Source organism: Pseudomonas segetis (genome assembly GCF_900188155.1).
GTDB lineage: Bacteria > Pseudomonadota > Gammaproteobacteria > Pseudomonadales > Pseudomonadaceae > Aquipseudomonas > Aquipseudomonas segetis.
In genome coordinates, this window is the sequence record NZ_FZOG01000002.1 from 880,573 (window position 1) to 891,629 (window position 11,057).

At 59.0% G+C, this 11,057-nt stretch carries 9 protein-coding genes; 1 reads left to right on the plus strand and 8 read right to left on the minus strand.

Translation table 11 applies throughout. The features are described 5' to 3' along the window. Positions 1–103 precede the first annotated feature (103 nt). Complete coding sequence (locus CHB79_RS09950) at positions 104–1,036, minus strand: LysR family transcriptional regulator (protein WP_089359744.1); 933 nt, start codon at positions 1,034–1,036, stop codon at positions 104–106. A gap of 137 nt (positions 1,037–1,173) precedes the next feature. On the opposite strand from CHB79_RS09950, the gene CHB79_RS09955 reads away from it, so the two are divergent. Then, positions 1,174–1,572, plus strand: a complete 399-nt coding sequence (locus CHB79_RS09955; RefSeq protein ID WP_089359745.1) for a RidA family protein — start codon at positions 1,174–1,176, stop codon at positions 1,570–1,572. A 47-nt stretch (positions 1,573–1,619) separates the two neighbouring features. On the opposite strand, the gene CHB79_RS09960 is transcribed toward CHB79_RS09955, so the two are convergent. The 7 genes from CHB79_RS09960 to kdgD form a co-directional block, all read right to left on the minus strand. Continuing rightward, positions 1,620–2,552, minus strand: coding sequence for a 2-hydroxyacid dehydrogenase (locus CHB79_RS09960; protein ID WP_089359746.1), 933 nt, complete (start codon positions 2,550–2,552; stop codon positions 1,620–1,622). A 27-nt stretch (positions 2,553–2,579) separates the two neighbouring features. Further along, entirely contained in the window at positions 2,580–3,989 is a 1,410-nt protein-coding gene (locus CHB79_RS09965) for an FAD-binding oxidoreductase (RefSeq protein WP_425439595.1), read from the minus strand. A 103-nt stretch (positions 3,990–4,092) separates the two neighbouring features. Then, positions 4,093–5,649, minus strand: a complete 1,557-nt coding sequence (gene garD, locus CHB79_RS09970) for a galactarate dehydratase (protein ID WP_089359747.1) — start codon at positions 5,647–5,649, stop codon at positions 4,093–4,095. Positions 5,650–5,675: 26 nt separating this feature from the next. Continuing rightward, positions 5,676–7,043, minus strand: coding sequence for an MFS transporter (locus CHB79_RS09975; protein ID WP_089359748.1), 1,368 nt, complete (start codon positions 7,041–7,043; stop codon positions 5,676–5,678). 63 nt (positions 7,044–7,106) lie between these two features. Then, entirely contained in the window at positions 7,107–8,462 is a 1,356-nt protein-coding gene (gudD, locus tag CHB79_RS09980; RefSeq protein WP_089359749.1) for a glucarate dehydratase, read from the minus strand. A gap of 102 nt (positions 8,463–8,564) precedes the next feature. Beyond that, a complete protein-coding gene (locus CHB79_RS09985; protein ID WP_089359750.1) occupies positions 8,565–10,007 on the minus strand; it encodes an aldehyde dehydrogenase family protein in 1,443 nt (480 codons plus the stop codon). A 92-nt stretch (positions 10,008–10,099) separates the two neighbouring features. Further along, complete coding sequence (gene kdgD / locus CHB79_RS09990) at positions 10,100–11,011, minus strand: 5-dehydro-4-deoxyglucarate dehydratase (protein WP_089359751.1); 912 nt, start codon at positions 11,009–11,011, stop codon at positions 10,100–10,102. Between the last annotated feature and the right edge of the window lie 46 nt (positions 11,012–11,057).

The window sequence follows — 11,057 nt, forward strand, 5'->3', positions numbered from 1 at the left end:
GTCATGGCGAGCGTAAAATTCAGACACTATAGACGAGCACGGTGGGGCGCCGTCACCAGCCCACTACTTTAGACCAATTGCCGCTCAAAAATGATGACCGGCATCAACCTGTATTACCCCCACGCTCGATCAACGGCGCGTGCTGCTGCATCAGCCCAGCCACCCAGTCGATGAACACCCGCAACTTGATGCTGATGTGCCGGTTAGGCGGGAATGCGACATACATCGGCATGGGTTCGAGCTGCCAGTCCTGAAACAAAGGCACCAACTCGCCAGCGGCTACATGATCCCTGGCCATGTAGTCCGGCAACCACAGTACGCCCAGTCCAGCGAGCCCGGCAGCGAGATAGGCATTGCCATCATCCACCGCCAAGACATGGCGTCCCAGAACATGCTGGCGTTCATCTCCACGTGTGAGGGTATAGGCCAACGCTTTGCCGGTGCGCGCCCAAATAAAGCCAACCGTACGCTGGGTAGAATCTTCAAGTTCTCGCGGGTGCGTTGGCGTGCCAAGGCGGTGCAAATAGCTCGGCGCGGCGTAGATGCCCAATTGCAGGTCGCCAATGCGCCTGGCTATCAGTGACTGGTCGGTTATCTCGCCGCCGCGCACCACGCAATCAACATGCTCACCCAGGATATCGACAATGCGGTCGCTGACGCCCATATCAATCTGGATATCCGGGTACTGGGCATGGAAGTCAGGCAAGGCCGGGATCAATATCAGGCGGGCAAAGGGGCTCGGCACATCCACCCGCAAGCGCCCACGGGGCAATGACGCCGCTGCAGACAGGCTGGTTTCGGCATCATCCATATCATTGAGCAGCTTGACCGCCCGCTCGTAGAAGACCGCGCCATCGGCGGTCAGCGCAACCTTGCGGGTGGTGCGGTTGAGCAGCCTGACCCTCAGGCGCGCCTCAAGTTGCTGGATCAGCTGGCTCACGGTGGTCTTGCTCATGTGCAAGGTTTCAGCCGCCTTGGTAAAGCTGCCCGTTTCCACCACCCGGGCAAACGCCTGCATCGCATCAAAACGGTCCATAGCATCCAGCCTTGTTGATTGTTTGGTTTCTACAAACAGTGATGAACAAGGTTGCCGGTTTATCGCCCGAGCACAAGCCCATAAAGTCGTTTTCAAGTTAATTACGGGCCAAACGAGGCCGATTAAGGAGACGGACCATGAACAAGCGCGATGTAGTTTTTCCAGCTGGCCGCCAGGCCTTGTACGAACGCAACCGTTACTCGCCAGCGATTCGTTCCAACGGTTTTCTATTTGTATCCGGCCAGGTGGGCAGCAAGGAAGACGGCTCACCCGAACCGAACCTGGAAGATCAGGTGAGGCTGGCATTCACCAATCTCAATGGGGTTCTGCAAGCCGCTGATTGCAGCTTTGATGATGTGGTTGATGTGACGGTGTTTATCGTCGACCCCGAAAAACAGTTCGAACGAATCTGGCAGGTGGTGCCTGAATTCTGGGGTGATGCGCCCTTTCCCAATATCACCTGCGTGGGCGTGACCTGGCTCTATGGTTTCCAGTTCGAGATCAAAGTCGTGGCTAAACTGCCAGAGCAGGCTTAAGCCTCGGTCAGCGCTGAGGTCTAAAGACTGACCTCAGCGCTTGCGAGTCAAAGCGGCGTCAGCAACTTTCCTGACTCGACGAAAGCCTTGATATTGGCTGTGAGCAGGTCTTCCATCTGTTGCCGGGTCTGCACTGTTGCGCTGCCGACATGGGGCAGCAGCAAGACGTTGTTCATCTCACGCAAGGCCTGTGGCACCTTGGGCTCATGGGCAAATACGTCAAGGGCCGCACCGGCAATCACATGCTGTTGCAGGGCATCGATCAGCGCCGGCTCATCGACCACTGAACCGCGGGCAATATTGATCAAATAACCTTTGTGCCCCAAGGCCTTGAGCACCGGCGCGTTGATCAGGTTACGGGTTGCATCGCCACCTGGGCATGCCAGGACCAGAAAATCCGCCCAGCGCGCCAGTTCCTGCAAGTCGGCTTCATGGGTGTAAGGACTATCCGCCACCGGACGACGGCTGTGGTAGCGCACCGGCATGTCGAAACCGCCAGCACGGCGGGCAATTGCCTGGCCGATACTGCCGAAACCGACAATGCCCATGCGCATGCCGCTCACGCGCATGGCCAGGGGAAACCCACGTTTTTCCCAGTCGCCCGAACGCACGAAACGGTCTGATTCAGCGATGCGACGGGCGATATCAATGAGCATGCCCATGGCCAGGTCGGCCACACAATCGGTGAGCACATCAGGCGTGGTGCTGACAGGAATACCTCGGTCGCGAGCCTGCTCCACCGCGATAGCATCATAGCCAACGCCAAAGCTGCAAATGGCCTTGAGCGAAGGCAACAGTTCCATTTGCCCGGCGCTGAGGCCGAAGCGCGCCGAGGTCGCGACCAGCTCGAACTGTGCGCCCTGCTCACGCAGAAATGCCTGTGGGTCGGCCTGCTGCCAGAGTGCTGTTACCTGGTGTTCAGCGGCCAGTGCCTGGTTGAAATTTTCACTTAAGGGGCCAATCTGGAGAATCTTGCTCATGGGGTTCCTTAGTTGTCTGTATGCGTTTCAGAGCACCTTGCCGGGGTTCATCAACCCAGCAGGGTCAAGCGTGGTTTTGATGGCCTGCATCAGTTGGAGCTCAAGCGGATCTTTGTAGCGCACCGCCGCCTCGCGCTTGGACTGGCCCAGGCCATGCTCGGCGCTGATGCTGCCACTGAATTGCAGCGTCGCATCATAGATAACCTGCATGATCGCCTCGGCCTGCGCCTTGAAGGGTGCATCCTCGCTACCAACGGGCTTGCTGATGTTGTAGTGCAGATTGCCGTCGCCCACATGACCGTAAGCCACAATACGCACACCGGGAAAGACCTCAAGCAGACGTTGGTCAGCCGCCTCGATAAATGCAGGAATACTGCTCACCGGAACACTGATGTCGTGCTTGAGACTCGGACCTTCGTGATTTTGCGCCTCGGAAATCCCTTCGCGGATCGCCCACAAACCGGCCACTTGCGTCTCGTTGCTGGCGATCACTGCGTCGAGCACAATCTCCCGCTCGAAGGCATCCGCCAGCGCAGTTTCAAGCATTTGCGCCAACCCGGCATCGGCAAGGGTATCGCTGACTTCAATCAACACATACCAAGGATAAACCTGGGCAAACAAGTCATTGCAGCCAGCAACATGGTTGACCACAAACTCGACGCTCTGGCGTGACATCATCTCGAAGCCGGTCAGGCGATCACCGCACTGGCCGCGCATCAGGGCGATCAGCTCGATGGCCGCCTCCGTGCTTGGCAGCGCCACCCAGGCCGTAGTGGTACTGCGCGGCGCCGGATAGAGCTTGAGCACCGCCGCAGTGATGATGCCCAAGGTGCCTTCGGCGCCGATGAACAGGTGCTTGAGGTCGTAGCCGGTGTTGTCCTTGCGCAAGCCACGCAAGCCATTCCAGATTTGCCCGTCGGGCAATACCACCTCAAGCCCGAGGGTCAGGTCACGCATGTTGCCATAACGCAAAACAGCGGTGCCGCCAGCATTGGTCGCCAGGATTCCGCCTACCGTACAGCTGCCTTCGGCACCCAGTGACAGCGGGAACAAGCGTCCGACTTCGGCAGCGGCCTCTTGCAGGTTCTGCAAAATGACTCCGGCCTCGACCGTGATGGTTTCATTGCCGGTATCGACCGCCCGGATCGCGTTCATCCGGGTCAGCGACAACACCACTTGGGCGCCACTCTGGTCAGGGATCGAACCGCCGCACAAGCCGGTATTGCCGCCTTGGGGGACAACCGCCACAGCCGCCTGATGGCACAAGCGCACGACCGCCGCGACCTCTTCGGTGCTCGCCGGGCGCACCACCATCGCCGCCTTGCCGCTGTATGCATTGCGCCAGTCACTGAGGTAGCTCTGCATGCGCTCGGCGTCGGTTATAAGCCCGGCCGGGCCGACCACCTGCTCAATGTCGCGAATCAGTTTTTCGTGCAGCACGGTAATCTCCACAATGGGTTGGTTGGCAACGCGTCTTGCCATATTCAACGCGCAGCAAGACAAGCCGTATCGCGCGACAACAGGCCCGGCGAAACCAAACTCAGGTCACCGGGGCCGGGTTGAACAACACCAGATCGTTATGCAGCCGATGACGTTCAGCCCAGGTCTGCGACTTGCCGCTGGCGACATCCAGATACAGCTGGAAAATCGCCCAGCCCATTTCTTCAAGCGTCATGCGCCCGGAGGTGATTTGCCCGGCATCCACGTCAATCAGGTCCGGCCAGCGCTCAGCAAGCTGAGTGCGCGTCGCCACCTTGATTACCGGCACCATGGACAAGCCATAGGGCGTGCCGCGCCCGGTGGTAAAGATATGCAGGTTCATGCCCGCGGCTATTTGCAAGGTGCCGCAGATAAAGTCACTGGCGGGTGTCGCGCAGAACCACAAGCCTTTGCCGCGAATCCGCTCACCCGGCGAAACCACACCGGCAATGGTGCTGGAGCCGGATTTGGCGATCGAGCCCATGGCTTTCTCGACAATATTGTTGAGCCCGCCTTTCTTGTTGCCCGGCGTGGTGTTGGCGCTGCGATCGGCCATGCCGCGCTGCAGGTACTTGTCGTACCAATCCATTTCACGGATTAAGGCATCAGCCACTTCGACCGACGCCGCACGCGGGGTCAGCAAATGGATGCCATCGCGCACCTCGGTATTTTCCGAGAACATCACGGTCGCCCCGGCACGAACCAGCAAGTCAGCGGCGACGCCCAGCGCCGGGTTGGCGGTGATGCCCGAGAATGCATCGCTGCCACCACATTGCATGCCGACCGACAGCTCACTGGCCGGTACGGTTTCACGGCGACGCAGGTTCAGCACCTGCAGGCGCGCATCGATCATCTGCATGATCTGTTCGATCATGCCGCTGAAACCGGTGCCCGAATCCTGCAGACGGAACAGCCAGTCCTCTTCGTCCATGCCATTGGTCAGCGCATCGCCATCCATCAACTGGCTGGCCTGCAGCTTCTCGCAACCGAGGCTGATAACCAGCGCCTGACCGCCCAGGTTAGGGTTGCGACTGATGTTGTACAGCGTGCGAATCGGCACCACGGCATCGGGCGCATTGATCGCCACGCCGCAGCCATAGCTGTGCGACAGCGCGACCACATCATCGACATAGGGGTAGTTGGGCAGCAGCTCTTTGCGCACCCGCTCGACACAATGGTCCAGCACGCCAACCACGCACTGCACAGTGGTGGTCACACCGAGAATATTGCGCGTACCAACCGTGCCGTCCGGGTTGCGGAAACCTTCGAAGCTGTAACCTTCCAACGGCTCAACCCTGGCAGCCGGAATCGTCGCTTTCGGCAAGTTATCCAAGGCAGGCGGCTCGGGCATGCGCAATTGCGCTTCGGTCACCCAGCGCCCGGCGGCAATGGGTTCCAGGGCGTAGCCGATCACCTCGCCATAACGCACCACTTCGCCGTCGAGGGCAATATCTTGCAGTGCGACCTTATGGCTTTGCGGAATACCTTCAACCGCTTCCAGGCCGTCGTCAAAGCGACCGCCCGCTGCCACACCTTGCTCGTTGACCACCACGCCGACGTTATCGGCCGGGTGCAGACGGATGTAGCGCGGCGAATCCTGATGGGGAATCAACTGCATGGACATGCTCTCCTGTGACATAAGGATCAGGATGCGGAGTTAGAAGTGGCGGGGCCAAGCAAAGCGCTATTGGCGCCTGGTCCAGTCTCTTCGCCCAACTCGATCCTGTGAATACGACCAACGATGAACAAATAACTGATCACCGCCAGCAAAGCGTTTGCGCCGACATAAATCAGCGCGGCGTCAAATGAACCGGTGCGGCTGACCAGGTAGCCAACCACAATTGGTGTGGTGATCGCCGCGAGATTGCCGAAGGTATTAAACAGGCCGCCGGACAAACCAATGATCTGCCGGGGCGAGGTATCTGCCACCAGCGTCCAGCCCAGCGAGCCAAAGCCCTTGCCGAAAAACGCCAAAGCCATCAGCGCGACAACGGCGGCATCGCTTTGTGCGTAGAGGCATAGAACGATGCAACTCGACAGCAACATACCGCTGACAATCGGCAATTTACGCGCCAGGGTCAATGAGTAGCCCCGGCGCAGCAGACCATCGGAGAACAACCCGCCCAGTACGCCACCAACAAAGCCACTTATGGCCGGTAATGAAGTAACAAAGCCAGCGGTAAGAATGGTCATGCCACGGGCTTGCACCAGATACACCGGGAACCAGGTCAGAAAGAAATAGGTGATCGCGTTATTGCAATACTGACCAAAATACACCCCGATCAAGGTCCGCTGGGTCAGCAATAACTTGAGGTAGCGCCCTTGCAAGCCGGCAGCACCAGCTGGACGCGGGGCAAGATCAAGCAAGGCACCACCCTTCTCGATATGACGGAACTCCGCCTCGCCAATCCGCGGATGCTCACGGGGGCCGAACATGACACTCAGCCACACCAGGCACAACACCAGGCCAAGGCTGCCCAGCACCACGAACACATGCTGCCAACCCATCGCCTGCACCACCCAGCCCATCAGCGGCGCAAAAACAGCCGTCGCGGCGTACTGCGCCGAACTTGAAATAGCAGTGGCAGTGCCGCGTTCAGCAGTGGGAAACCAGGCTGCAATAATGCGTGCGTTTCCGGGAAAACAAGGCGCACCGGCAAAACCAACCGCCATGCGCAAAAGAAATAAAGTCACCACCGCCCAAGCCAGCGGCAACACGCCAGCAATGCCTTGCAGCAGGGTAAAGACTGACCAACAAAATAAAGTGATCCCATAGACGCGCTTGGCGCCAAAGCGATCAAGCAGCCAGCCACCTGGAATCTGGCCGATAACGTAAGCCCAACCGAATGCCGAGAAGATGTAGCCAAGTGTCAGCGCATCAATACCCAACTCAGCCTGCATCGCGGAACCGGCGATCGACAGGCTTGAACGATCGGCAAAGGTCACCGTGGTGGCGAGAAACAGCATAAGCAGGACGCTGTAGCGCACCCGGCCTTGTTTGACTGCGGACATCTGGCTGACTCAACAAAGATTGAGGATCACGCCAGTGTTGAACTGGCGTGAGTTGCACGCGGTTTAGCGCACCATGCAAGGCTTCTTGTTGTCGAACTTCCAGTTCGGAATCAAGAACTGCATGGCAATCGCATCATCACGCGAGCCCAAGCCCTTGGCCTTGTACAGCTCGTGAGCCTTGGCCAGCGCATCCCAATCCAGCTCAACACCCATGCCAGGCGCCTTGGGAACCTGCACCAGGCCGCCTTCGATTTTCAGCGGGTTGCGGGTCAGGTGTTGACCATCCTGCCAAATCCAATGGGTATCGATGGCCGTGACTTTGCCCGGCGCGGCGGCAGCCACATGGGTAAACATGGCCAGCGAGATGTCGAAGTGGTTATTGGAATGCGAGCCCCAGGTCAGGCCCCACTCGTTGCACATCTGGGCGACACGAACGGAACCGGCCATGGTCCAGAAGTGCGGGTCGGCCAGCGGGATATCCACCGACTGCAGGGAGATGGTGTGGCCCATCTGGCGCCAGTCGGTGGCAATCATGTTGGTGGCTGTTGGCAGGCCAGTGGCGCGGCGGAATTCAGCCATGACTTCACGGCCGGAATAGCCATTTTCAGCGCCACATGGGTCTTCAGCGTAAGCCAGTACACCGTGCAGATCACGGCACAGTGACACCGCTTCGTTCAGCGACCAGGCGCCGTTTGGATCGAGGGTCACGCGGGCATCCGGGAAGCGTTCGGCCAAAGCGCGAATGGCCTCGACTTCGGCGGCGCCCTGCAATACGCCACCCTTGAGTTTGAAGTCCTTGAAGCCGTAGCGCTGGTAGGCAGCCTCGGCCTGGCGCACCACGGTTTCGGGAGTCATTGCGCATTGGTTACGTACCCGGAACCAGGCATCGTCGGCATTGGACTCATCGCGGTATTCCAGGTCAGTCTGCTGTTTGTCGCCGACGTAGAACAGGTAGCCGAGCATTTCCACGGCATCGCGCTGCTGGCCTTCACCGAGCAAGGCGGCAACAGGCACGCCAAGGTGCTGGCCGAGCAGATCGAGCAAAGCGGCTTCAAGCGCCGTCACGGCATGGATGGTGATGCGCAGGTCGAAAGTCTGCAAGCCACGGCCGCCCGAGTCGCGATCGGCAAAGGTCTTGCGCACGCGATTGAGAATGCCGTTGTAATCGCCAATCGATTGGCCAACCAGCAGGGTGCGCGCATCTTCGAGGGTCTGGCGGATAGACTCGCCGCCCGGTACTTCGCCAACGCCAATATGACCGGCGTTGTCTTTGAGAATAAGGATGTTGCGGGTGAAATACGGGCCGTGGGCCCCAGACAGGTTCATCAACATACTGTCTTGGCCAGCAACTGGCACGACAGTCAATTCGGTAATCATTGGCGCGCCGGCGAAGGCCTGGCCATTGCTTGATGTGTTCATAGCTGTTTACCCAAATTATTCTTATGAAGGGCTTGCATATGCTGCTGTATCACTCGACGGCACCTCCCCGCCTGCGAGGAGGTGCCGTACATCTTTCAAGTATCAGCCGATATAGGTTGTCTTGACGGTGGTGTAGAACTCCTGGGCGTAACGACCTTGCTCCCGCGAGCCATAGGAAGAGCCTTTACGACCACCAAATGGTACGTGGTAATCAACACCGGCAGTTGGCAGGTTGAGCATGACCATGCCCGCCTGAGCGTGGCGCTTGAAGTGATTGGCGTACTTCAGCGAGGTGGTGCAAATACCTGCCGACAGGCCGAACTCGGTGTCATTGGCCATCGCCAGCGCTTCCTCGTAGTCAGCCACGCGAATCACGTTGGCAACCGGGCCAAAGATCTCTTCGCGGCTGATACGCATGTCAGCCGTGGAGTCGGCAAACAGGGTTGGCGCCAGGTAATAGCCCTCTTTTTCGCAAGAGACGCGCTCGCCACCACAGACCAGACGCGCACCTTCAGCCTTGCCAATCTCGATGTAGCTCAAGTCTTGATTGAGCTGCGACTCAGAGACCACCGGGCCAATATCCACGCCTTTTTCCAGGGCGTTGCCAACCTTGATCGACTTCATGCGTGCGGCCATGGCTTCGATAAACTTATCGTAGATGCCCGCCGTCACAATCAAGCGGCTCGAGGCCGTGCAGCGCTGGCCCGTTGAGTAGAATGCGCTCTGTACCGCCAGTTCAACTGCAACATTCAGGTCGGCGTCGTCGAGGATGATTTGCGGGTTCTTGCCGCCCATCTCCAACTGCACCTTGGCCTGACGCGCAACACAGGCTGCGGCGATGCTGCGACCAACACCCACGGAACCGGTAAAGCTGATGCCATCCACTTTCGGGCTGTTGACTATCACATCACCGACCACACGGCCGCTGCCCATCACCAGATTGAACACGCCCGCCGGGAAGCCCGCACGGGAAATGATTTCGGCGATTGCCCAGGCGCAGCCCGGCACCAGGTCAGCTGGCTTGATCACGACGCAGTTGCCGTAGGCCAGGGCCGGAGCGATTTTCCAGGCCGGGATTGCGATGGGGAAGTTCCAAGGAGTGATCAAGCCAACCACGCCCAGCCCTTCACGGGTCACCTCGACCGACACGCCTGGGCGCACCGAGTCCAGTACTTCACCGGACTGGCGCAGGCATTCGCCAGCGAAGTACTTGAAGATGTTGCCAGCGCGAGTCACTTCGCCAATGGCTTCAGGCAATGTCTTGCCTTCTTCACGGGCCAGCAATTCGCCAAGTTCTGCGCGGCGTGCAAGAATTTCGCTACCTACTTTATCCAGCGAGTCACTGCGCGCCTGGATTCCGGAGGTCGACCAGGCAGGAAACGCAGCACGTGCAGCAGCAATTGCCTGCTCGACCTGAGCGGCGTCAGCCTGAGCGAATTCGCCGATCACATCACTCAGATCAGAGGGGTTACGGTTAACCGAATAAGTAGCGCCAGCCACCCACTCGCCGCCGATGAAGTTTTCAAAGCGTTTTGTCTCAGCCACAAGAGCCTCCTGGTAACAGGCCGCAGCACGCCACGGCGCGTTGAATGTTTAGCGAGCCCTTGAGGCAAGTCGCGCCAAGGGTTCTAGATGAATTACTGCGCGCCTTGCTTGGCCATCAGTTCGGCGAGTTGCTCGTATTCTTCCGGCAGCAGGTCAGTCAGCGGCGCGCGAACCGGACCGGCGTCGTAGCCTGCGATCTTGGCACCAGCCTTGACGATGCTGACCGCATAACCGGCACGGCGGTTGCGAATCTCCAGGTAAGGCAGGAAGAAGTCATCGATGATCTTGCCAACGGTGGCGTGATCGTCACGGGCAATGGCGTGGTAGAAATCCATCGCGGTTTTCGGAATAAAGTTGAACACCGCCGAGGAATAAACCGGCACGCCCAAGGCTTTATAGGCAGCGGCGTAGACCTCTGCAGTCGGCAAGCCGCCGAGGTAGCTGAAACGATCACCCAGGCGGCGACGGATCGACACCATCAACTCGATATCACCCAGGCCATCCTTGTAGCCGATCAGGTTCGGGCAGCGCTCGGCCAGTTGTTCAAGCAGCGTGGCGTTAAGGCGGCAAACGTTGCGGTTGTACACCACCACGCCGATTTTCACCGACTTGCACACCTGTTCAACGTGCGCGGCAACGCCTTCCTGGCTGGCTTCAGTCAGGTAGTGCGGCAGCAGCAACAAGCCCTTGGCGCCCAGGCGCTCGGCTTCTTGTGCGTATTGAATGGCCAGGCGCGTTGGGCCGCCTACACCGGCAAGGATCGGCACGCCACCATCGCAGGTATCGACTGCAGTCTTGATGACCGATGAATACTCATCAGGCGCCAAGGAGAAAAATTCGCCAGTGCCGCCCGCCGCAAACAGTGCGCTGGCGCCATAGGGAGACAGCCATTCAAGGCGACGGGCATAGGTATCGGCGCGGAAATTGCCGGCAGCATCGAAGTCGGTCACCGGGAAGGACAGCAGACCGGAAGAGAGGATGGACTTCAGTTCTTGTGGATTCATTATGTGAACACCCTGGATGTTGAGTATGTTTGGCAGCCTCGGCTGA

Bases quoted from the DNA above. Each gene is read 5' to 3' on its own strand.
- CHB79_RS09950 (WP_089359744.1), bottom strand. From the start codon at position 1,036: ATGGACCGTTTTGATGCGATGCAGGCGTTTGCCCGGGTGGTGGAAACG.
- CHB79_RS09955 (WP_089359745.1), top strand. From the start codon at position 1,174: ATGAACAAGCGCGATGTAGTTTTTCCAGCTGGCCGCCAGGCCTTGTAC.
- CHB79_RS09960 (WP_089359746.1), bottom strand. From the start codon at position 2,552: ATGAGCAAGATTCTCCAGATTGGCCCCTTAAGTGAAAATTTCAACCAG.
- garD (WP_089359747.1), bottom strand. From the start codon at position 5,649: ATGCAGTTGATTCCCCATCAGGATTCGCCGCGCTACATCCGTCTGCAC.
- CHB79_RS09975 (WP_089359748.1), bottom strand. From the start codon at position 7,043: ATGTCCGCAGTCAAACAAGGCCGGGTGCGCTACAGCGTCCTGCTTATG.
- gudD (WP_089359749.1), bottom strand. From the start codon at position 8,462: ATGAACACATCAAGCAATGGCCAGGCCTTCGCCGGCGCGCCAATGATT.
- kdgD (WP_089359751.1), bottom strand. From the start codon at position 11,011: ATGAATCCACAAGAACTGAAGTCCATCCTCTCTTCCGGTCTGCTGTCC.